General features: G+C 72.1%; 21 protein-coding genes and 1 pseudogene. 11 read left to right on the top strand and 11 right to left on the bottom strand.

Features of this window, described 5'->3' with window-relative positions; genetic code table 11:
* Positions 1-51: 51 nt before the first annotated feature.
* The 4 genes from ABGB18_RS05720 to ABGB18_RS05705 are packed head-to-tail and all read left to right on the top strand — an operon-like array spanning position 52 to position 3,011.
* Positions 52-669, top strand: coding sequence for a DedA family protein (locus ABGB18_RS05720; protein ID WP_347694259.1), 618 nt, complete (start codon positions 52-54; stop codon positions 667-669).
* On the top strand, positions 653-1,753 hold the full coding sequence (locus ABGB18_RS05715; protein ID WP_347694258.1) for a histidine kinase: 1,101 nt from the start codon (positions 653-655) through the stop codon (positions 1,751-1,753). Before ABGB18_RS05720 ends, ABGB18_RS05715 begins: the two co-directional genes overlap by 17 nt.
* The gene (locus tag ABGB18_RS05710; protein WP_347694257.1) at positions 1,744-2,388 is read left to right on the top strand and encodes a response regulator transcription factor; all 645 of its coding nucleotides are present in this window, start codon (positions 1,744-1,746) and stop codon (positions 2,386-2,388) included. The genes ABGB18_RS05715 and ABGB18_RS05710 overlap by 10 nt, the downstream gene beginning before the upstream one ends.
* A 47-nt stretch (positions 2,389-2,435) precedes the next feature.
* Positions 2,436-3,011 (top strand): SRPBCC family protein, encoded by a 576-nt coding sequence (locus ABGB18_RS05705; RefSeq protein WP_347694256.1) that lies wholly within the window; start codon positions 2,436-2,438, stop codon positions 3,009-3,011.
* A gap of 40 nt (positions 3,012-3,051) precedes the next feature.
* Here ABGB18_RS05705 and ABGB18_RS05700 read toward each other — a convergent pair whose 3' ends face one another.
* Positions 3,052-4,182, bottom strand: coding sequence for a hypothetical protein (locus ABGB18_RS05700; protein WP_347694255.1), 1,131 nt, complete (start codon positions 4,180-4,182; stop codon positions 3,052-3,054).
* Between the two features lie 165 nt (positions 4,183-4,347).
* On the opposite strand from ABGB18_RS05700, the gene ABGB18_RS05695 reads away from it, so the two are divergent.
* Positions 4,348-4,611 (top strand): hypothetical protein, encoded by a 264-nt coding sequence (locus ABGB18_RS05695; protein WP_347694254.1) that lies wholly within the window; start codon positions 4,348-4,350, stop codon positions 4,609-4,611.
* Positions 4,612-4,621: 10 nt separating this feature from the next.
* Here the strand turns inward: ABGB18_RS05695 and ABGB18_RS05690 are convergent, their stop codons facing one another.
* The 3 genes from ABGB18_RS05690 to ABGB18_RS05680 form a co-directional block, all read right to left on the bottom strand.
* Positions 4,622-5,635, bottom strand: a complete 1,014-nt coding sequence (locus ABGB18_RS05690) for a zinc-binding dehydrogenase (protein ID WP_347694253.1) — start codon at positions 5,633-5,635, stop codon at positions 4,622-4,624.
* 46 nt (positions 5,636-5,681) lie between these two features.
* Complete coding sequence (locus tag ABGB18_RS05685) at positions 5,682-6,047, bottom strand: MerR family transcriptional regulator (protein WP_347694252.1); 366 nt, start codon at positions 6,045-6,047, stop codon at positions 5,682-5,684.
* 158 nt (positions 6,048-6,205) lie between these two features.
* Complete coding sequence (locus ABGB18_RS05680) at positions 6,206-6,745, bottom strand: MarR family transcriptional regulator (RefSeq protein WP_347694251.1); 540 nt, start codon at positions 6,743-6,745, stop codon at positions 6,206-6,208.
* 161 nt (positions 6,746-6,906) lie between these two features.
* Between ABGB18_RS05680 and ABGB18_RS05675 the strand changes: the two genes are divergently transcribed.
* Together ABGB18_RS05675 and ABGB18_RS05670 are read left to right on the top strand one after the other, a co-directional pair.
* Positions 6,907-7,833 carry an NADP-dependent oxidoreductase gene (locus ABGB18_RS05675; protein WP_347694250.1) on the top strand — a complete coding sequence of 309 codons (927 nt, stop codon included), beginning with the start codon at positions 6,907-6,909 and terminating at the stop codon, positions 7,831-7,833.
* Between the two features lie 64 nt (positions 7,834-7,897).
* Positions 7,898-8,848 carry an alpha/beta hydrolase gene (locus ABGB18_RS05670; RefSeq protein WP_347694249.1) on the top strand — a complete coding sequence of 317 codons (951 nt, stop codon included), beginning with the start codon at positions 7,898-7,900 and terminating at the stop codon, positions 8,846-8,848.
* 186 nt (positions 8,849-9,034) lie between these two features.
* Here the strand turns inward: ABGB18_RS05670 and ABGB18_RS05665 are convergent, their stop codons facing one another.
* Complete coding sequence (locus tag ABGB18_RS05665; RefSeq protein ID WP_347694248.1) at positions 9,035-9,733, bottom strand: TetR/AcrR family transcriptional regulator; 699 nt, start codon at positions 9,731-9,733, stop codon at positions 9,035-9,037.
* 81 nt (positions 9,734-9,814) lie between these two features.
* Here ABGB18_RS05665 and ABGB18_RS05660 point away from each other — a divergent pair, with 81 nt between their 5' ends.
* Complete coding sequence (locus ABGB18_RS05660) at positions 9,815-11,023, top strand: FAD-dependent monooxygenase (RefSeq protein ID WP_347694247.1); 1,209 nt, start codon at positions 9,815-9,817, stop codon at positions 11,021-11,023.
* On the opposite strand, the gene ABGB18_RS05655 is transcribed toward ABGB18_RS05660, so the two are convergent.
* The 3 genes and pseudogenes from ABGB18_RS05655 to ABGB18_RS05645 form a co-directional block, all read right to left on the bottom strand.
* Positions 11,017-12,231 carry an MFS transporter gene (locus tag ABGB18_RS05655; RefSeq protein ID WP_347694246.1) on the bottom strand — a complete coding sequence of 405 codons (1,215 nt, stop codon included), beginning with the start codon at positions 12,229-12,231 and terminating at the stop codon, positions 11,017-11,019. The genes ABGB18_RS05660 and ABGB18_RS05655 overlap by 7 nt on opposite strands.
* Positions 12,232-12,318: 87 nt before the next feature.
* Complete coding sequence (locus ABGB18_RS05650; RefSeq protein WP_347694245.1) at positions 12,319-12,702, bottom strand: LysR substrate-binding domain-containing protein; 384 nt, start codon at positions 12,700-12,702, stop codon at positions 12,319-12,321.
* Between the two features lie 145 nt (positions 12,703-12,847).
* A pseudogene (locus tag ABGB18_RS05645) lies at positions 12,848-12,976 on the bottom strand (LysR family transcriptional regulator); the annotation flags it as partial.
* Between the two features lie 105 nt (positions 12,977-13,081).
* Here ABGB18_RS05645 and ABGB18_RS05640 point away from each other — a divergent pair.
* Together ABGB18_RS05640 and ABGB18_RS05635 are read left to right on the top strand one after the other, a co-directional pair.
* Positions 13,082-14,065, top strand: coding sequence for a branched-chain amino acid transaminase (locus ABGB18_RS05640; RefSeq protein WP_347694244.1), 984 nt, complete (start codon positions 13,082-13,084; stop codon positions 14,063-14,065).
* On the top strand, positions 14,062-14,469 hold the full coding sequence (locus ABGB18_RS05635) for a cupin domain-containing protein (protein ID WP_347694243.1): 408 nt from the start codon (positions 14,062-14,064) through the stop codon (positions 14,467-14,469). The genes ABGB18_RS05640 and ABGB18_RS05635 overlap by 4 nt, the downstream gene beginning before the upstream one ends.
* A 13-nt stretch (positions 14,470-14,482) precedes the next feature.
* Here the strand turns inward: ABGB18_RS05635 and ABGB18_RS05630 are convergent, their stop codons facing one another.
* The 3 genes from ABGB18_RS05630 to ABGB18_RS05620 all read right to left on the bottom strand — a co-directional run bounded on the left by ABGB18_RS05630 (position 14,483) and on the right by ABGB18_RS05620 (position 18,465).
* A complete protein-coding gene (locus ABGB18_RS05630) occupies positions 14,483-15,814 on the bottom strand; it encodes a serine hydrolase domain-containing protein (RefSeq protein WP_347694242.1) in 1,332 nt (443 codons plus the stop codon).
* 289 nt (positions 15,815-16,103) lie between these two features.
* The gene (locus tag ABGB18_RS05625; RefSeq protein WP_347694241.1) at positions 16,104-17,048 is read right to left on the bottom strand and encodes a PHB depolymerase family esterase; all 945 of its coding nucleotides are present in this window, start codon (positions 17,046-17,048) and stop codon (positions 16,104-16,106) included.
* Positions 17,049-17,316: 268 nt separating this feature from the next.
* A complete protein-coding gene (locus tag ABGB18_RS05620) occupies positions 17,317-18,465 on the bottom strand; it encodes a macrolide family glycosyltransferase (RefSeq protein ID WP_347694306.1) in 1,149 nt (382 codons plus the stop codon).
* A 194-nt stretch (positions 18,466-18,659) separates the two neighbouring features.
* On the opposite strand from ABGB18_RS05620, the gene ABGB18_RS05615 reads away from it, so the two are divergent.
* Entirely contained in the window at positions 18,660-19,319 is a 660-nt protein-coding gene (locus ABGB18_RS05615) for a TetR/AcrR family transcriptional regulator (protein ID WP_347694240.1), read from the top strand.
* The last annotated feature ends 32 nt before the right edge of the window (positions 19,320-19,351 follow it).

Genomic DNA, 19,351 nt, shown 5'->3' with positions numbered 1-19,351 from the left:
GGGCAGCCGCCTCATTCACGCGTACTGCCGATCTTCCATAGCCTGGGACCCATGACTGACTGGCTCATCGGACTGATGGAGACCCTCGGGGCCCTCGGGGCGGGTCTCGCGATCGCGTTAGAAAACCTGTTCCCGCCCCTGCCGAGCGAGGTGATCCTGCCCCTGGCCGGCTTCACGGCCAGCCAGGGCGAGATGGACCTGCTGGATGTGCTGGTCTGCACGACGCTCGGCTCGGTCGTCGGCGCGCTGGCGCTGTACTGGGTGGGCGCGCTGCTCGGCCGGGAGCGCACCCTGGCCATCGCGGCCAAGCTCCCCCTGGTCAAGGTCGCCGACATCGAGAAGACCGAGGCCTGGTTCCAGCGCCACGGCCGTAAGACCGTCTTCTTCGGCCGGATGATCCCCATCTTCCGCAGCCTCATCTCCGTCCCGGCAGGCGTGGAACGCATGCCGCTGCTCTCGTTCACGCTCCTGACCACGGCCGGCAGTCTGGTCTGGAACACCCTTTTCGTGATGGCCGGGTACTTTCTCGGGGAGAACTACAAGCTGGTGGAGGGCTACGTCGGCATCGGCACCAACGTCGTGATCGGCCTGGTGGTGCTGGCGGTCCTGGTGTTCGTCGGCGTCCGGCTGGCGGAAAAGCGCAAGGGGAGGCATGCGGCTCGCCGCTGAGGGGTTGCGCCTGCTGGGCGCGGTGGCGTTCGGCGCGCTCACGGCGCTCGCCGAGCTGGCGTTCCTGCTGCTGACGCTGCCGTTCCTCGGCAATCCGAACGTCGGCGCGACCGCCCGGCGGCTGGCCCGGCTGGAGGCCCGCCGCCTGCGCCTGGACCGCGCCGCCCTCGATGCCCTGGACGGTGCGGGCAACCGGCCGCTCGGCTATCTGGCCGCACGCGCCGGCCTGGGCGTGCTCGGCGGGCTGGTGATCGTGCTGCTCGTGTTCGGAGTGGGCGCCGGGGTGCTGCTGGTCGCGGCGTGGGTGCGGGGCGAGCCGTTCGACGGGATGGTGCCGACGGTCCCCTTGGTGGCCTACGCCCTCCTCTCGGGAATCGTCCTGCTTTTTCTTGATTTGTCGGGCGTGGCGGGGGTGCATGCCCTGGAACGCCGCCTCGCCGCGCACATGCTCGGCCCCGACCCGACCGAGGCGCTGCGACGCCGGATCACCGAACTGGCCGAGAGCCGGGCCGGCGTCGTGACCGCGGTGGACGCCGAACGCCGCAGGATCGAACGCGACCTGCACGACGGGCTGCAGCAACGCCTGGTGGCGCTCTCGATGCTGGTCGGCCGGGCCAGGCGGGGCCGGCCCGAGCTGCTGGAGCAGGCCCACCAGGAGGCGCAGCAGGCGCTGGCCGAGCTGCGCGAGGTGGCCTGGCGCGTCTACCCGAGCGGGCTGGACTCCCTCGGTCTCGGCGAGGCCCTGGCCGGGGTGGCCGAGCGCGCCGGCGTGCCGGTCAAGGTGACCTGCGACCTGCCGCGCCGGCCGCCGATGGCGGTGGAGACGGCGGCGTACTTCGTGGTGTGCGAGGCGGTCACCAACGCCGCCAAGCACGCCGGCGCCGGCCTCGTCACCGTCGACGTGCGCGAGCGGGACGGCGCGGTGGCCGTCCGGGTGCGCGACGACGGCACCGGCGGCGCCGACGCCACCGGTGGCGGCCTGTCCGGGCTGGCCAGGAGGGTGGCCGCACTGGACGGCCGGTTCGAGATGGACAGCCCGGCGGGCGGGCCGACGACGATCACGGCGGTGCTGCCGTGCGGGTGATTCTGGCCGAGGACTCCACGCTGCTGCGCGAGGGCCTGGTGCGGCTGCTGCTGGAGGAGGGCCACGAGGTGCCGGCCGCGGTCGGCGACGCCGAGGCGCTGGTGTCGGCGGTGGCCGCGCACGAGCCGGACATCGTCGTGGTCGACGTACGCATGCCGCCGACCCACACCGACGAAGGGCTGCGCGCCGCGCTGGAGATCCGGCGGCACCGGCCCGCGGTCAAGGTGCTGGTGCTGTCGCAGTACGTGGAGAAGCGCTACGCCGCCGAGCTGATGAGCGCCGACATCGAAGGCGTCGGCTACCTGCTGAAGGACCGGGTGGCGCAGGTCGGCGACTTCCTGGACGCGCTGGAGCGGGTGGGCGCCGGGGGCGCGGCGTTCGACCCCGAGGTGGTGCGCCAGCTCCTGGACCGTACCAGCCAGGTGGACCCGCTGGCCCGGCTGACCGTACGCGAGCGGGAGGTGCTGGAGCGGATGGCGCAGGGCCTGACCAACGCCTCGATCGCGCAGGATCTGCACGTGTCGCAGAGCGCCGTGGAGAAACACGTCAACTCGCTGTTCGACAAACTGGGCCTGTCCCACGCCACCGGCTACAGCCGCCGCGTCCTGGCCGTCCTGCGCTTCCTGGAGACCTGACGTCCGGGGTATCACCAGTCCGTAGCCGGCAGATCGGAGGTCATCTGGTGAAACCCGTCTACGCGGCCGCGGCCGTGCACGTCCCGGCACCACCGGAGCAGGTGTTCGCGCTCATCACCGACTGGCCCCGGCACCGGGAGTGGATGTTCCTGACCACCGCCCGGCAGGTGGGGCCTGACGGCGTCGAGGCCTACACCGGCGTGGGGCCGCTCGGCTTCCTGGACACCATGAAGATCACCCGCTGGGAGCCGCCGGCCCTCGTGTGCGTCACCCACACCGGCCGCGTCGTGCGCGGCCGTGGCGCCATCCGGGTGAGCCCGCAGCACGGCGGCAGCCGGGTCGTGTGGGCGGAGGAGCTGTTCCTGCCGTTCGGGCCGCTGGGCCGGGCGGCGTGGACGCTCGCCCGCCCGGCGGGCCTGGCCCTGCTGCGCCACTCGCTGCGCAGGCTGGCCGCCCTCGCGCGCACGCCGGATCGCCCGGGAGGACGCACGCCAGGCGGCTGGGCGGGTCAGCCCGGTGCCTGCCGGCTGAGGCTCTCCCAAGGCCTGGTACTCCTGCGTGCGGACCTGGTCCATCTGCTGGACCAGGTCGTAGGCGGCGCTGGGCCCTGGCCGCCGCCGTGACGGGATTCGCGGCCCGCGGCGGCCGAGGCCCTGCGAGGCCCTACTGCAGCACGCCGGTCAGCCGGTCGTAGCGGTAGACGCGCGTGCTGGACTCGGCGCGGTCGCGCAGCCCCCTGGTCCGGACGACGAGCACACCATGGCGTACGCGGTCCTCGGTCGTGATCCGGAGCCACGGTTCGCCGTCACGCAGCGCCGTGACCTCCTCGACGAGATCGCCGTTCCGCCCGGCCGCGATCGCGTACCCGGGACCCTGCGGCGGCTGGATGTCGATGCCGCCGTCCTCGCGCAGGGTGAAGGTGACGACGAGGTTCCCGCGGCCGCCGTTCGCGTCGCCCACGAAGTCGTAGAGCGGTGCCGGGTCACCCACGTAGTACTTCAGGCGGTCCATGCCGGTGACGTCCATGCCGTTGTAGAAGTTGCGGCCCGCCGAGTCGAGCCAGAAGTGCGGGTTGTGGGTCTTCGCATTGAAGTCGGGACCCGAGTTGTAGGAAATGTGCCAGTGCGGCGGGTTGTCGGCGTGCAGGGTGTTGTTGGTCTCGAAGCCCATCAGCACGAACCGGTGGCCCTTCGCCGCGGCCACCTCGACCATGCCGGAGTCGCGCAGGATCGCGTGCGCGGCGACGAGCTGGTGGACCACCGACTTGACCGGCCCGGCCGGCCACGGCACCGTCGTCCACGGCCCGGCGACGCGGTCGGGGTCGTTGTGCTCGATCCGCCAGTTCATTCCCGGTGAGACGTCGGGGAAGCTCCAGACCTGGAGCGTCGGCTGGTTCGCGTCGGCCGTGGCCTGCGTCATCGGCAGCGTGAAGGTGAAGCCGTGCCGCTCGCGGGGGATGTCGCGCAGCGCCAGCCGCGTTTCCTGGTGGATGACGGTCTCTACGCGGGTGTCCGGCCAGCGGACGGTGATCTCGATGCCCTCGGGGTTCCGCGGGCCCCGGACGAAGGTGTAGTACTCCGCGCGGGAGGCCACGGAGTAGTTCGCGCCCGGCAGGATCTCATAGCCGGTGGGCAGCACGATCTCGGGCCGGCCCGGCTCGCCGGGCCGGCGGCGTACGACGCGGAACGCCGCGTGGACCGGAGTGTCGGCGCTTGCGACGCCGGGCAGCGCGGCCGCCAGGCCGAGTGCGGGCACGCCGGCGAGCAGGGCTCGCCGGGATAAGGATCCGGACATAGGCGTTTCCTCTCGAAAGTGCTTCTGCAGGGTTCCTGCCGGGTGAACAGGGGCTCGTGCGCCTTCCATGATCCGTCCCGGGTTTACCGCTGAACATCCCATCTCGAAACGCGGGGTAAAGACGAACCGTCCTTTCCACACTCCTGACGTCAGGTCGTCCACGCGGTGAGCGATCACCTGCGGGTCGGCCCCCATATGACCGGCGTTCTCCCGCGCAGGGGCCGGGGTCCGCTCTGCCGGGGCCTGCTGCTGCACGCCGACCATGAACCACAGAGCCCAACCGCGCTGCGCTCCTTCACCCTGGACGGCACCGACCACGCCAGCCATAAGCAGCAGGGCAGCATGATCCGCCGGTACATCAGCTGCCGGAACAGGCACGCCGCCGACGAACGGCTCCGCGAGATCGTGAACAGGGCGAACGTCGCCTGATGCGGCACAACTAGCGCCAAGGATCGAGGGCGTGCTTGCCGCAGGTCTGGCCCGCTTCAAGTTGCCGCAGCACCCTCGCCCCCGCGGCCAGGGGGTGAACCTGGGGGGTACCGGGCGTGTACACGCCGTGGGCGATGAGAGCCTCGATCTCGACGAACAACGACCGATAGATCGACGGAGCCGCGGTCGCCAGTGCACCGATGTGCAGGCCCTTGACTTGAACCTGGTGGCTGAAGACCAGGTCGTGCGTGGTCAGGGTGGCATCGCCGGAAGCGGCGCCGAACACGACGATGCGCCCGATGAAGGGTTTGGTGACCGACAGGCTGGTCTTGAACGTGGCCTGCCCCACTGATTCCAGGACCAGGTCGACCCCGCCGGTCAGGCGGATGATCGTCTCAGCCAGATCGGGACGTCGGCTGTCGAGGATCTCGTCGGCGCCGAGCGCTTCGACGGTGTTGTGCTTCGCAGGTGACGCCGTGGCGATCACGCGCGCACCATAGTGGCGGGCGAGACGAACGGCGGCCTGTCCCACGCCTCCGGCCGCGGCATGAACGAGCACCACGTCACCCGTCTTGATCTCTCCCAGCGGCTTCAGTGCCGCCAAGGCGGTAGCCCAGTTCAGCACCAGGCCGAGAGCTTCAGCATCGTTCCAGCCGGAAGGCACGGGAAGCACACCCGCAGCCGGCATCGTCATGTACTGCGAGAATGCGCCGGGGCCGGCTCCGACGACGTGGGTGCCGAGCTGCAGTGGCCTCTCGACGTTCGGGCCAACACCCACGATCTCCCCGGCGGCCTCGAAACCCGCCACATAGGGCGCCTGTGGACCTCCTCCGTAAGTTCCACGGGTCTGCATGACGTCGGCGAAGTTGACCCCGGCGGCGCCCACGCGGATCAGGTACTCGCCGGACCCTGGGGTGGGGCGGCGATGATCGGCCGTGAGGGTCAGATCCTTCGGTCCCCGGTGCGACCGCTGGACCAGCGCTCGTACCCACTGCTCAGCGGTGTGCTGCTCGTTGATCTCCATGCGCCGAACGTAGGAGCCTTACACTTACGTCAGGGTCAAGTAGCTGTCAGAGATCAGTGCGGCAGGCTTCTCGGAGGTAGGCGTCGAGTGCCGCCTGCTGATCGCTGAGAATCGCGATGCGTGCGGCGAGCCGATCGCGATAGCCCTGCACCTCGTGCAGGAACTCCGCGCACGCCACGTCGGCACCGGCATCGGATCCGTCGGTGAGGCGGGGCAGGACTTCCCTGATCAACCGCACGGGCAGCCCGGACTCCAGCAGCGAGCGGATGATGAGCACCCGGTCGATCGTGGACTGGCAGTAGTCGCGGAACCCATTGCTGAATCGGCCAGGGACGATCAAGCCCTCATCCTCGTAGTGCCGCAGCGATCTCACACTCACACCGCTGACCCTGGAAGCTTCGCCGATCTTCATACCCGGAGGCAACGCCTAGAAGCACCGCGATCTTCCGGCACTCATCACTACGACGCAGTGAACCACGCCGGGATCAGTGGACGTGCAGTAGTGGCGCCACCACGGCGGAATCCGCCGTGTCGCCCTCCATCATCCGCCGGGTTGCCAGATAACAAGTGTTATCCCGCAATCGGATCAGAGCCGGATCGTGGCGGGGTGGTGCGGCGTTTGCGGGGTGCGGCGGAGCGGGGCGGCAGGGTGCGCATGTGGTCGCGGACGCGGGTCATGATGTCGCCGAGGTGGTGGACGTCCTGGTCGGCGAGGGGGTCGAACAGGAGGGTGCGGGAGAGCTGGACGTGGCCGGGCAGGACGCGGTGGAATAGGTCGCTGCCGGCCTGAGTGAGGGTGACGAGGGTGGCGCGGTCGTCGTCGGGGCAGGGGCCGCGGGTGATGAGGCCGGCCTTCTCCAGCAGGCCGGCCTGGTAGGTGAGGCCGCTGCGGCTGTAGACGACGCCGTCGGCGAGCTGGGTCATGGTGAGCGGACCAGGGGCGTGGACGAGGCGTGCCAGGAGCTGGAACTGCACGTAGCTGATGTCGCCTTCGGCGCGTAGATGCTGTTCGACCTGGTGCTGGAGCAGGCTGACGGCTTCCAGGAGCGCGAAGTAGGCCTCCATCTGTTCGGGGTCGAGCGGCTGGACGTCGCCGGTGTCGGCGTTCACGGGCGGGGGGTGCGGTGGTCGTTCATTCCCCTATCGTACATGTTTCGAATTCAAATCACTGTGTCGATCGTCACAGACCTCAGGGGTATTGCTTCGAGCTCGAAGCAGGGTATGGTCTCCACGTGCTTCAACTTCGAAGCAAGTGAGTGGAGGAGAGAGCGATGAAGGCAGTGCGGTACCACGCCCACGGCGACAGCGACGTCCTGGCCTACGAGGACGCCGAGCGTCCCGTCGCGGGGCCGGGGCAGGTGGTGGTGAAGGTCGCCGGGACCTCGTTCAACCCGGTCGACGTGGCGATCCGGGCCGGTTACCTGCAGCAGGTGTTCCCCCTGTCCTTCCCGCACATCCCGGGAGTCGACGTGGCCGGGACGGTCACGGAGATCGGAGAGGGCGTCACCGGCCAGCGGACAGGTGAGCCGGTCGTGGCGTTCCTGCCGATGAACGCCCCCGGTGCGGCGGCGGAGTACGTGGCCGTTCCGGCCGGGGTGCTGGCCGCCGCACCCCGGGCGGTGGACCTGGCCGACGCCGCCGCTCTGCCGGCGGCGGGGTTGACGGCATGGCAGGCGCTGGTCGAGCACGCGGGCCTGCAGCCCGGGCAGAGCGTCCTGGTGAACGGGGCGGGCGGTGCGGTCGGCGGGTACGCCGTCCAGCTCGCCGCCCGGACGGGCGCCGCAGTGACCGCGACCGCGAGCCCCCGTAGCGTCGAACGGGTCCGTTCCTACGGCGCCCAGACGATCATCGATTACACGCTTACGCCGGTCACCGAGACCGGTGAGCGGTTCGACGTCGTCCTCAACCTGGTGACCACCTCTGCGGAGGAGACCGAGGCGCTGGTCGGCCTCGCCGCCGACGGCGGGGTGTTCGTCAGCACCACCACACCCGGCCGCGACGACGCCGCCCGGGGCGTGCGGGCGGTGCGGATGTTCGCCCGCAGCGACGCCGCCCAGCTCGCCGAGCTCGTCAACCGGATGGACGCCGGCGCGCTGGCGATCGACGTCGCCGCCCGCCGCCCCCTGGCCGATCTGGCCGCCGTCCACGACGAGGCCGTCACCGGACGCCTGCCCGGCAAGACCGTCCTCATCCCCTGACCGGCCCGCCTCGCCGCCTCCGCACCCCCCTTTTATTGATCACGAACGTCTTCAGGAGCACGCCATGTCCCTCACGCTCGACCCCGAAGTCGCCCAGGCCCTCGCGCCGATGGTCGCCGCCCTCGCCGACTCCACCCCGCCGCCGGTCGGCGACGTGGCCACCCGCCGCGCCGTCCTGGAGGGCGTCATCGCCCACGCCGGCGCCGCCCAGCCGATGCCCGCCGACGTCACCGTCACCGACCACCACGCCACCGCCGCCGACGGCACGCAGATCCTGCTGCGCTGGTACGCCAAGGACGGCTCGGCTCCCGGCTCGGCCGCAGTGTTCCTGCACGGCGGCGGCATGATCCTCGGCACCATCGACCTGTTCGACGGACCCGTCGCCCGGTACGTGTCGGCCAGCGGCACGCCGATCCTGTCGGTCGGCTACCGGCGCGCCCCCGAACACCCCCACCCCATCCCGGTCGAGGACGCCTACACCGGCCTGGCCTGGCTACACGAGCACGCCGCCGAGCTGGACGTCGACCCCGCCCGGATCGCGGTCATGGGCGACAGCGCCGGCGGCGGCCTGGCCGCAGCCCTGGCGATCCTGTCCCGCGACCGCGGCGGCCCCGCCATCGCCCGGCAGATCCTCATCATGCCGATGCTCGACGACCGCACCACCACCCCCGACCCGCACATCACCCCGTACGCGCTGTGGACCTACGACGACAACGCCACCGGCTGGGGCGCGCTCCTGGGCGATGCAGCCGGCGGACCGGGCGTGCCCGCCACCGCCGCGCCCGCCCGCGTCACCGACCCGGCAGGACTGCCGCCCGCCTACATCGAGGTCGGCCAGCTCGACATCTTCCGCGACGAGGACCTCACCTACGCGCTGCGGCTCGCCCGAGCGGGAGTCGAGGTCGAGTTCCACCTGCACCCGGGCGTCCCGCACGAGTTCGAGTCCATCGCCCACACCTCCGGCATCGCCCGCCGCGCCACCGCCGACCGCATCCGCGTCCTGGCCTCACTGTGACCAGGCCGGCCGCCACCAGACCACCTTCAACAGACCCAAGAGCCGCTGACATGACCACCGCCTTCGACATCACCGACCTGGCCGGCACCCCGCTGGACAACCGGATCGCCATGCCCCCGATGACCCGCAGCCGCGCCTGCGCTCCCGCGGCCACCCGCCCCGGGAGCGGGCTTCGGCTTTTCCGCCTCACTGTCTCGGGCGGCCGACCAGCAGCTGCACGCCGTCGAGGATGCAGCGCAGGCCGAAGTCGAACGCGTTGTCCTCGCCGCCCTTGTCGGCCATGGCGGCGGTCAGGGTGGGGAACCGGTCCTCGCGGCCGGCCAGCAGTCCGCCGACGGTCTCGCCCAGCACCTGCTCGGGGGCGCCGCTCGGGGCGGCCGCCACCTGCTGCGCGATCAACCGGACGTGCCCGGTGAGGGTGGCGGCCGTGTCGAGGATCTCTGGTCCGGCCAGCCCGGTGCCGGTCAGTGCGGCGGTGGCCGCTTCCATCCAGCCGAGCTCGTTGGGCCCGATCGCGCGGTGGCCGACGGTGGTCTCCAGCGCCCACGGATGCGCCAGGAACCGGTCGAACATCTGCCGCGCCCAGGCGTCGAGTTTCGGCCGCCAGCCGGTGGTGGTCGCGTCCGGGCGCGGCGGTTCGCCGATGGCGAGGTCGGTCATCAGCGCGACCAGCTCGACCTTGCCCGGCACGTAGCGGTAGAGGGCCATCTTCGTGACGTCGAGCCGCTCGGCGACCTGCTGCATCGTCACGGCCGCGAGCCCGCCGGCGTCGGCGATCTCGACGCCGGCGGCCGCGATCGCGTCCAGGCTCAGCGTCGGTTTGGGCCCGCGCTTCGGTGCGGTGCGCTGCTCCCACAGCAGTGTGATCGCCGTCTTCGCCGCCATCGGCGCTCCCTTGTGTTCATCCAAATCTGTGTCTATCGTACACTGTGTCCTACGGAAACAGTTTTGGAACAGGGGAGTGACATGGACCATTCCGAGCCGAGCGGCCCGCGGGTGCTGATCTCAGGGGCGAGCATCGCGGGCCCGTCGCTGGCCTACTGGCTGGACCGGCACGGGTTCGACGTGACCGTCGTCGAGCGGGCGCCGGGGATCAGGCCCGGCGGGCACGCGATCGACGTGCGCGGCCCGGCCCTGGAGGTGGCCGAGCGGATGGGCATCCTGCACGAGCTGCGGGCCCAGACCGTCGGGATGCGTGGCATGTCCGTGGTGGACGGTGACGGCGCCGAGCTCTACCGCAGCACCGAACGCACGGTGAGCGGCGGCGACCTGGCCAGCGCCGATGTCGAGATCCTCCGCGACGACCTGGCGCGGATCATCGTCGCGGCCGGCGGCAAGGCGATCGAATATCTCTTCGACGACTCCATCGCCGCGCTGGAGCAGGACGAGGACGAGGTCAGGGTCACCTTCGAGAGCGGCCTGCGCCGCTCCTTCGACCTCGTGGTCGGGGCGGACGGGCTGCACTCCCACACCCGGCGTCTGGTCTTCGGCCCGCCCGAGGCGTTCATCCGGCGCCTGGGGACCTGCATGGCGGTCTACACGGTCCCCAACTTCCTGGGCCTGGACCGCTGGCAGGTCATGTACGGGATACCGGGCGACGGGATGCGCGGCGGCATGGTCATGAGCGCGCGTGACAACACCGAGGCCCGCGCCTACCTGATGTTCGACCCCGCCGAGCCGATCGCCGGCGACTACCGCGACATCGACGGGCAGAAGGAGCTCGTGGCCCGGGAGCTGGCGGGAGGCGGCTGGCACATGCCGCGCCTGCTGGAGCTGATGCGCGCGGCCGCCGACTTCCACTTCGACTCGGCCTCCCAGATCCACCTGGACTCCTGGTCCAAGGGCCGGGTGGCGCTGCTGGGCGACGCCGGTTACTGCGGCTCGCCACTGTCGGGCCAGGGCACCACCATGGCCATGGTCGGCGCGTACGTGCTGGCCGGCGAGCTCAAGGCGGCCGGCGGCGACCACGCCGCGGCCTTCACCGCCTACGAGCGGGAGCTGCGCACCTACGTCCGCGCCAACCAGGAGGTCGCGATCACCAATCTGCGGCAGCGCCGCGCCCAGGTCGAGCGGGAGATGAGCGGTTCCGGCCCCGAGGCCGCCGACGCCCTGGCCGAGGCGGACGCCGCGTCGTTCGCCGAGGTCGTCGGCTCCTACGCGGTCAAGGACTACTGATCACCGGCCCGTCGCGCGGGAAGGCGGGAGATCGCCCAGGTGACCGCCAGCGCGGCGGCGCACATGCCGGACAGGGCCCACAGGCCGGCGTCGAAGGAACCGGTGGCGTCCTTCACGGCGCCCAGCCCGTAGGAGAAGGTCACGCCTCCCAGGTTGGCGCAGAAGTTGCCGAATCCCGTGACCAGGCCGGTGTTGGCGGTGCCGACGTACCGCAGGGGAACCGCGAACAGCGGGCCGAAGTAGAGCTGCAGGAAGATCGAGTTGACCGCGATCACCGCGATCAGCGCCGGCAGCGCGTCCATGAACGGGATGAGGAAGATCGTGACGGCCAGCACGGCCAGCGAGGTCCCGACGACGACCAGCGGCCGTCCGAGGCGGTCGGACACCCAGCCGCCCAGGAAGTTCGACGGGGCGGTGACCGCCGCGCCGATGGCCACGACCGCCCCCGCCACGCCGAGTGGGAACCCCTTGTCCTCGACGATGAGGCTGGGCAGCCAGAACGCCATCCCGGTCACCACGGCGAGCCGGACGAACTGGACGAACCCGGCCAGCCACACGGCCCGGTGGGACAGGATCTCGCGGGCGTCGGCCCAGGTCGGCGGCCTGGTGTCGGCCGCACGCGGGGCCGGGTCGCCCAGCCGGGCGAAGGCCAGCAGGACGATCACCCCGCTGGCGGCGAACAGGATCATCAGCCAGCGCCAGCCCAGGGGGCCGACCAGCAGCGGGCCGATCGCGTTCAGCAGGATGTTGGAGGAGAAGCCGCCGGCCACGTACAGGCCCATGGCGGTGGCCCGGCGGTCCGCCCGGAACTGCCGGCTGATCAGCAGCAGGCCCGGCGCGAACACCAGCGCCCGGAAGACGCCGGAGACCGCCTGGTTGGCGACGAGCCAGCCGTAGGAGTCCAGCACGGCGAAGCTGAGCGAGAGCGCGTTGGTGCCGAGCAGCCCGATCACGAACAGGCGCTTGGGGTCGAAGCGGTCCGACAGGTAGCCCGAGGGGATCTGCATGAGCGCGTAGGTGAACGTGCCGCCGGCCGCCAGCAGGCCGGCCTGTGACGGGCTGATCCCGAGGTCCTGCCGGATGAGCGGTAGGAACAACGCGATGCCGCCGAAGGCCAGCGCCTGCATGCTCTGGCACACGACGATCAGCGTGGTGTTGAGCGCCCGCCGGCGGCCGCGTACGGGTGAGGGGAGGGTCTCGGCGGCCATCAGGCGCGCATCGAATGAGAACGCATGATCGACATCGTACGACCGCCGCCTCCGGACGAACCTCGGGGGTGTGACCCGTCCGGCGGCTCACGTCCCGGTGGTGCGGCCCGGAATGACGATCTGGTCGGGGTGACCGCGGTCCGGACCGCGGGCCGCGGCGAGGTCGGCGGCGAGGTCGGCGGCCACCGCGCGCAGATGGTCGATCATGACCGGTACGGCCGGCAGCCGGTACGGGGCGGCCGGTGTCGCGGTCATGACGGTCCTGGTGAGCGAGGGCTCGGCGAGCGGCCGGACGACCAGGCCGGAGGGGGTGGCGGGCAGGGTGAGCCAGGGGGCGAGCGCGACTCCCAGCCCGGCGGCCACCAGGCCGCGCACGGTCATCTGGTCGTCGGTGCGGAAGGCGATGCGCGGCTCGAAGCCCGCCTGGCGGCAGGCCCGGGGCAGCACGTCCAGCGTGGAGCCATGGTGCACCCCCTGGGCCGTGCGCGATCGCCGCCACGGCGGCCTCGGCCGCGCGCAGCTCGGACATGATGGCGGCGGTGTGCCGGACCAGCGCCCGGCCGGCCTCGGTGAGCCGCACGCCGCGGGCATGCCGTTCGAGCAGCCGGGTGCCCGCCTCCCGCTCCAGCACGGTGATCTGCTGCGAGACGGCGGAGGTGGTGTAGGAGAGGGCTTCGGCGGCGCGGGTGAGCGACCCCTGCCGGGCGACCTCGTCGAGCACGCGGAGCCGCGCGATGTCAAGCATACGGAAATGCTAAACGGTGACTTAAGAAGCTTCCGATTGTGCTTAAACGAAGGGCTTGCTTACCGTCTCCGTGCGGGCGAAATCGGAGAAGGTCGAGGTCGACTCATGAGCCAACAGGTGGCGACCGCCACACCCGGTGACCTGTCGTTCGGCGAGCCGTACCGATGGGTCTTCGTCGACGGTGACTTCGTGCCGTCGGAGGAGGCGCGGCTGAGCGTCCTGGCGAACGTGGTCTCATACGGGACCGGGACATTCGAGGGCATCAGGGCCACCTGGCACGAGGCCCGGCAGCAGCTCTACCTGCTCGAAGCCGAGGCGCACTACGAGCGGCTGGGGCGTTCGGCCCGGATCCTGGGGCTGGACCTGCCTCATTCCACCGCGGACCTGGTGGCCCTGACCGGCGAGCTGCTGCGCAGGAACCAGGTGCGCGCCAACGCCTACGTCCGCCCGCTGCTGCTGCTCGCCGGCGAGCAGCTCGCGGTGCGCATGCACGACTCGGGGAGCCGGTTGTGCGTCGCGGCGACGCCGATGCCCGGTGACTACATCAACCCGGACGGCGTCCGCTGCATGGTGAGCGCCTGGCGGCGCAGCCGTGACACCGCCGTGCCCAACCGGGCCAAGGTGATCGGGAGTTACGTCGGCCCCGCCCTGGCCAAGACGGAGGCGGTCAGGAACGGGTTCGACGAGGCGTTGCTGCTGACCGACGACGGTTACGTGGCCGAGGCCACCACGTCGAACATCCTCGTACGCGCCGGTGCGCAGTGGGCCACGCCGCCGGCCACCGAGGACATCCTTGAGGGCATCACCCGCCGCCAGATCATGGGCCTGCTGGCCGAGGACTTCGGCGTCACCGTCACGCAGCGCCGCATCCACCGCTCCGAGCTGTACGCCTGCGACGAGGCGCTGCTGTGCGGCACGGCCGCGATCGCCGCCCCGGTCACCGAGGTGGACTTCCGCCCGGTCGGGGACGGCCGCCCCGGCGGGACGACCCTCGCCGTGCGACGCGCCCTGAAGGCCATCGCCCGGCGCGACGACGGACGACATCACGAATGGACCACACCCGTCTACGACGAGAAGGAGATGCCATGAGCGAGCCAGGGCGGCGTCTGGAGAGCACGGCGAGCGCGTTCGGCGACCTGGGTTCCCTCCGGCCGCTGCGGATCTGGAAGGACGTGACCGCCAGGGTCGTCCAGAGCGAGTTGATCACGATGTCGGTGGTGGAGCTGCCGCCCGGCGGCCACGTGCCGGAGCACCGGCACGTGAACGAGCAGCTCGGGCTCTGCCTCATGGGCTCGCTGACCTTCCGGGTGGGGGCCGAGACGGGCGAGGTCGGTCCCGGCGGCACGTGGCGGATCCTCGCCGACGTCCCGCACGAGGTCCGCGCGGGAGCCGGGGGAGCGGTCGTCGTGGAGGTCTTCTCACCCGTCCGCGACGACTGGGCCGGCCTTGAGGAGGCGCCGGACGTGCCGCCGCGCTGGCCGGCCGCCACATGAGAGCTCTGGCGGGTCAGTCGTGCCAGCCGGTCACCCCGCCCGGGACGGGGGTGCCCGGCTCGTACGGCTCGCGGGTGAAGATGAACGTGTTGAGGTCCAGATGGTCGGCGGCCGGCTTCAGCGTCTCCCCGGCGTAGTAGCCGTCGAGCCCCAGCCACGTCCCATCCTCCTGGGGCACGAACCGGGAGGACCGCCCGGGGCCGCCGACCGGCTCCAGCGACAACTGCCGCCCGGGCAGCAGCCGCAGCGCGTACGGCTTGGGCCCCCAGTGCCACAACCCGGTCAGCGCCAGCAGGTCGGGGTCGGCCGGGGCGGGCTGCCACTCCTCGGGCAGGCGCGGCTCGTGCTCCTCCAGGATGTCGAGCAGGTCGGTCAGCAGGGCGCCGCCGAGCCCGGTCGTGGTGTTGGCCATGAACAGCACCCCGACGCCCTCGCCGGGATCGGTCCACACGGTGGCCAGGAAGCCGGGCATCGATCCGGTGTGCCCGGCCAGGCGGCGCCCGCCGGTCCGCGCCAGTTGCAGGCCGAGCCCGAACCCGCTGGTCCAGGCGTCGCCGTCGTCGACCCCCGCCGGTTCGCGCATCTCGGCCAGCGTGTCGGGGCTCAGCACGCCGCCGGTGTCGCCGCCGAGGAAGGCGGCCCAGCGGGCCAGGTCGGCCGGCGAGGACCAGAGCTGGCCGGCGGGGCCCATGGCGTCGGCGTCGTGTTCTGGCTCTTCGAGCACGACGTCGGCCCACGGGTGCACGGCGTAGCCGGTGGCGTGCGGCGGGCGGGGGCGTGGGGTGGTGGCGTTCATGCCGAGCGGGTCGAGCACCTCGGCGGTGAGCGCTTTGAGCCAGGTGGTGCCGCGCAACCGGCCGACGAGCTCGCCGAGCAGCGCGAACCCGACGTTGGAGTAGTGGAAGCGCCGGCCCGGCCGGTGTTTCAGCTCGGCCGGGCCGAGCCGCTCCAGCAGGTCGGCGGCGGGAATGCCGGCAGTGCGCTCCCACCAGGCGGTGGGCGGCTCCGCGGTCAGCCCGGCCGTGTGCGAGAGCAACTGGGCGATGGTGAGGTGCCCGAGCGGCGCTTCGGGCAGGTGTTCGCGCAGCGGGTCGGCCAGGTCGAGCGCGCCCTCGTCGCGCAGCCGCATGACGACGACGGCGACCATGCTCTTGGTGATCGACCCGATGCGATACTGGGTGGCGGCGGTCGGCGGCGCGCCGTCCACGCGGCCGCGGCCGCCGAACCACGCCATGCGCCCGTCGCGCACGATCGCCGCCGTCAGCGACGGCACCCTGCATTCGGCTTGTTCGACGGCCAGCCGGCGCAGCAGTGCGCGGGCCGTCGCGTGTCCCACCTGGCTCATGAGCGACAAGACTAGCCGCTGGATCGGTGCGAGCCGTGGCCCGATCAGCCCTGCCCGGGGTGGCTGCGGATGGGCCGGGGCGTGGCCGTGGTGGCCGGCCGCCGGTTCCCCTCCTCGAAGACGTGCCCGGGGGCGCGGGGCGGTGAAAGCCCAAGCTGTCCCTGCGGGTGCGTACGTTCGCCCGCCCCTCGTGCGGGCCGGTCATGGATCGCCAGCGTCAACTCCGGGACGCCGGGCAAGACGGGGACCTTCGTCCAGTGGTGGGCCCATCACTGGGAACACGTGAACCTCAGGGAACGGTGTGGTCGAAGGCGTCGAGGATGAGGTCGGTGGCGTCCAGGTCGCGGACGGTGGTGCCGAGCCGGGGCACCTCGATGGGGCCCGGCCAGGTGTGGCCGCCGCCGGTGATCGTGTACAGGCGCAGTGTGATCCCGCCGGCGCAGGATTTCCAGCCGCGCACTCGTACCTGCTGGGTGGGGCGGGTGGTGGCCGGGCCGGTGCAGCCGAGCACGCGGGCCCAGCCGTCGGCGATGCCCGGCACGGCCGGCAGCACCACCAGGTCGGCGAGCTTGCGCAGGTCGCCGGTGGCGTCGCGGAAGGGGTGGCCGCCGCCGTAGGGGACGATCCGGTCGGCGGTGCCGTGGAAGGCGACGATCGTGGTGGGGGCGGGGTCGGCGCAGGGGCGGGTGATGTTGAGCCCGGCCACGGCCGCGACGCCGGCCAGGCGGCCGTGCATGGCGCACACGAGCGCGGCGGCCATGCCGGCGCCGTAGGACAGGCCGGCGGCGAACTCGCGGTGGGTGTCGAGGCACAGGCCGCGTTCGAGGTGGTCGAGCAGCGCGGTCAGGAAGGCGGTGTCGTCGGGGCCGGCGGTGTGCGGCAGCGTCCACCCTATGCGTCCGTCGGCGGCCTGCGGGGTGGCCACGACGTAGCCGCGGCGGGTGCCGAGCTCGGGCAGGCGGCTGTAGGCGGCCTGCTCGGTGGCGTTGGAGCCGAGGCCGTGCAGGTTGAGCACGACGGGGTGGGGGCCGCGCCCGCGGGGGAGCGCCAGCAGGAACTGGCGGCGCAGTCCGCCGGACTCCAGTGTGTGCCGGCCGGGCTGGAGTTGCCGCGGGGTCGCGCAGCCGCTGGTGGGGGTGGCCTGGGCGGGCGGCTTCGGCGGGGACGGAGGCGCGGCACCGCAGCGGACGGCCAGCAGCGCCGCCGCCATCAAGGTGATCACGACTCTGGTCATGGTGCCTCCCCGCAGGACGCCGGTACATCACAGTCTGCTGGATGCGGGCGCGCCGGGCGGCCGGCGGCGGCAGCCCGGCCGGCTCCCGGCTGCGGGCGGGCCTGCCGTAGGCGAGCAGTGACGGCGGGGATCTCGGGGCGGCGCGGCCGCCGTGCCGGCCGCGCTGAGCGACCCCGTACGGCCGGCCATCGTCACCCGCCGCGCCGAAGTCGAGGCCAGGGCCAGGGCCACCGCCTCGGGCGGCGAGCCGGCGTGCGCGAGGCGGGGCTCAGCCCAGCATGCGCTCGATGAGGTCGGCGGCCCGCCCGGTGCCGCCTTCGGCCCGGGCCTCGGTCTGGAGCCGCGCCGAGCGGCGGGCCACCTCCGGGTCGGCGACCAGTTCGTTCAGGGCGGTCCGCAGGGCCGCGGCGGTGGCGTCGGCGGTGTCGATGCGGCGGGCGACGCCCAGCTCCACGAGGCGGTCGGCGTTGACGAACTGCTCGGCCGCCTGCGGAACGGCGATCATCGGGACTCCGGCCTGCAGCCCCTCGCCGCAGCCGCCCATCCCGGCATGGGTGACGAAGGCGTCGGCCTGTTCCAGGATCGCCCGCTGGGGGACCCAGGAATGCACTTCGACGTTGGCCGGGATGTCGCCCAGCTCCCGCGCGTCGGTGTACTTGCCGATCTGCAGGACGACGTGCCAGCCGGGCAGGTCGCCGAAGGCCGCCAGGCACTGGCGGTAGAACTCCGGCCGGCGGGTGTAGGCCGAGCCCAGGGAGATCAGCAGCACGTTCTCGGCTCCGGCGGGACGGGTCCAGCGGTCCTGGATCGCGGGCGGGCCGTAGCAGGGGCCGACGAAGGTGACGGTGCCGGTGTCGACCTCGTCGGCGTGTGGTTGCATCGCGCGCGGGATCAGGGCCAGGGCGCGTGGCGGCAGGCCGGAGAAGGTGTCCACGTCGGTGGTGGTGGCCCCGGAGTCGGTGAGCCACCGCGCGAACTTCGCCCGGTAGGCCTCGGCGCCCGGCAGTTGCCACAGGTGGGCCGCCACGTCGTGCTCGTAGCTCTTCCAGGCCACGTACGTGGGGGACAACTGCAGGAGGGGGCGGTCCTGCGTCTCGGCGAGGGCGCGGGCGGCGTAGGCGCCGATGTCGTACAGGTAGAGGTCGGCGCGGTCGTGGTCGTAGGCGGCGCGCAACTTTGGGAGGGCCTGGACGGCGTTGTCGAGGAAGAGGCCCATGGCGGCGATGGGGTCGTCGGGCCAGTTGTTGTCGGCGACCGGCAGCACGGAGGCGCAGGGGACGAGCTCGGCGCCGGTGGCGGTGATCAGGTCGGTGACCGCCGGGTCGTTGGCGTAGGTCACCCGGTGGCCGCGCGTCACCAGCTCGCGGATGACCTCAAGGCTGGGCAGGACGTGGCTGACGGCGGGGATGCCGACCATGGCGATGTGGGCACGGCGCTGGGACAAGAAGGATCACTCATTTCGGGTTCCATGGTGAAAGGGACGCGTCACATGCGGCGGGCGTGCTTGGCGGCGGCCTCCAGGCCGGCGACGCTGCCCGGCATGATCGTCCGTCGGACGCTCCGCTCGTTGGCCGCCACTAACGCGACAGTTTTCTACATTAAGATGCTGTCATGACGCTGCCCCCTGAGCAAACGGATTCGGTGCCGCGGCCGGAGGGCATGCCGCCGACCCGGCGCCGCCCGGGTGGGCGTACCAGCCGCATCCGTACGCAGGTGCTCGACGCGATCCGCGCAGAGCTGGGGGAGCGCGGCTACGACGAGCTCACGCTGGATGGTGTCGCGGCCCGTGCGGGCGTCCATCGCGCAACGGTGTACCGGCGCTGGCGGAATGTCGGTGGCCTGCTCGCCGACCTCTTCGAGGCGACCAGCGACGATGACTGGCAGCCCCAGGACACCGGCTCCCTGCAGGGCGACCTGGCGGCGCTGAACCACGAGAACCAGGCGGTCCTGACCGCGCGGCCGTCGATCGCCGCGGCCCTGATCGCCGCCTCCTTCCGCTCCGAGGAGGCCGCCCGCGGGCTGCGGCGGCTCTGGGAGGACCGTTACGCCCGCTGCGAGGTCATCGTCGGCCGGGCCGTGCGGCGCGGCGAGCTCCCGCCGCACACCGACGCGCGGCGGCTGCTCATCGCCGCCACCGCGCCGCTGTACCACCAGTTGATGATCCTCCGCCTGCCACCCGACCCGGACCTGCCCGGCGAGGCGGCCAGAACCACCGTCCTCGCCGCATCCGCGGGCGCCTTCCTCCGGCCCCCACCGGCCGGCGCCACCTGAACCGGCGCCGAGCCGGTCGGCCTGCGGGCCGC

This window comes from Nonomuraea sp. B12E4, from assembly GCF_039871825.1.
Taxonomy (GTDB): Bacteria; Actinomycetota; Actinomycetes; order Streptosporangiales; family Streptosporangiaceae; genus Nonomuraea.
This window is presented reverse-complemented; position numbering and strand designations above follow the sequence as displayed.

Bases quoted from the DNA above. Each gene is read 5' to 3' on its own strand.
- ABGB18_RS05720 (WP_347694259.1), top strand. From the start codon at position 52: ATGACTGACTGGCTCATCGGACTGATGGAGACCCTCGGGGCCCTCGGG.
- ABGB18_RS05715 (WP_347694258.1), top strand. From the start codon at position 653: ATGCGGCTCGCCGCTGAGGGGTTGCGCCTGCTGGGCGCGGTGGCGTTC.
- ABGB18_RS05700 (WP_347694255.1), bottom strand. From the start codon at position 4,182: ATGTCCGGATCCTTATCCCGGCGAGCCCTGCTCGCCGGCGTGCCCGCA.
- ABGB18_RS05690 (WP_347694253.1), bottom strand. From the start codon at position 5,635: ATGGAGATCAACGAGCAGCACACCGCTGAGCAGTGGGTACGAGCGCTG.
- ABGB18_RS05685 (WP_347694252.1), bottom strand. From the start codon at position 6,047: ATGAAGATCGGCGAAGCTTCCAGGGTCAGCGGTGTGAGTGTGAGATCG.
- ABGB18_RS05675 (WP_347694250.1), top strand. From the start codon at position 6,907: ATGAAGGCAGTGCGGTACCACGCCCACGGCGACAGCGACGTCCTGGCC.
- ABGB18_RS05670 (WP_347694249.1), top strand. From the start codon at position 7,898: ATGTCCCTCACGCTCGACCCCGAAGTCGCCCAGGCCCTCGCGCCGATG.
- ABGB18_RS05665 (WP_347694248.1), bottom strand. From the start codon at position 9,733: ATGGCGGCGAAGACGGCGATCACACTGCTGTGGGAGCAGCGCACCGCA.
- ABGB18_RS05660 (WP_347694247.1), top strand. From the start codon at position 9,815: ATGGACCATTCCGAGCCGAGCGGCCCGCGGGTGCTGATCTCAGGGGCG.
- ABGB18_RS05655 (WP_347694246.1), bottom strand. From the start codon at position 12,231: ATGGCCGCCGAGACCCTCCCCTCACCCGTACGCGGCCGCCGGCGGGCG.
- ABGB18_RS05640 (WP_347694244.1), top strand. From the start codon at position 13,082: ATGAGCCAACAGGTGGCGACCGCCACACCCGGTGACCTGTCGTTCGGC.
- ABGB18_RS05635 (WP_347694243.1), top strand. From the start codon at position 14,062: ATGAGCGAGCCAGGGCGGCGTCTGGAGAGCACGGCGAGCGCGTTCGGC.
- ABGB18_RS05630 (WP_347694242.1), bottom strand. From the start codon at position 15,814: ATGAGCCAGGTGGGACACGCGACGGCCCGCGCACTGCTGCGCCGGCTG.
- ABGB18_RS05625 (WP_347694241.1), bottom strand. From the start codon at position 17,048: ATGACCAGAGTCGTGATCACCTTGATGGCGGCGGCGCTGCTGGCCGTC.
- ABGB18_RS05620 (WP_347694306.1), bottom strand. From the start codon at position 18,465: ATGGTCGGCATCCCCGCCGTCAGCCACGTCCTGCCCAGCCTTGAGGTC.
- ABGB18_RS05615 (WP_347694240.1), top strand. From the start codon at position 18,660: ATGACGCTGCCCCCTGAGCAAACGGATTCGGTGCCGCGGCCGGAGGGC.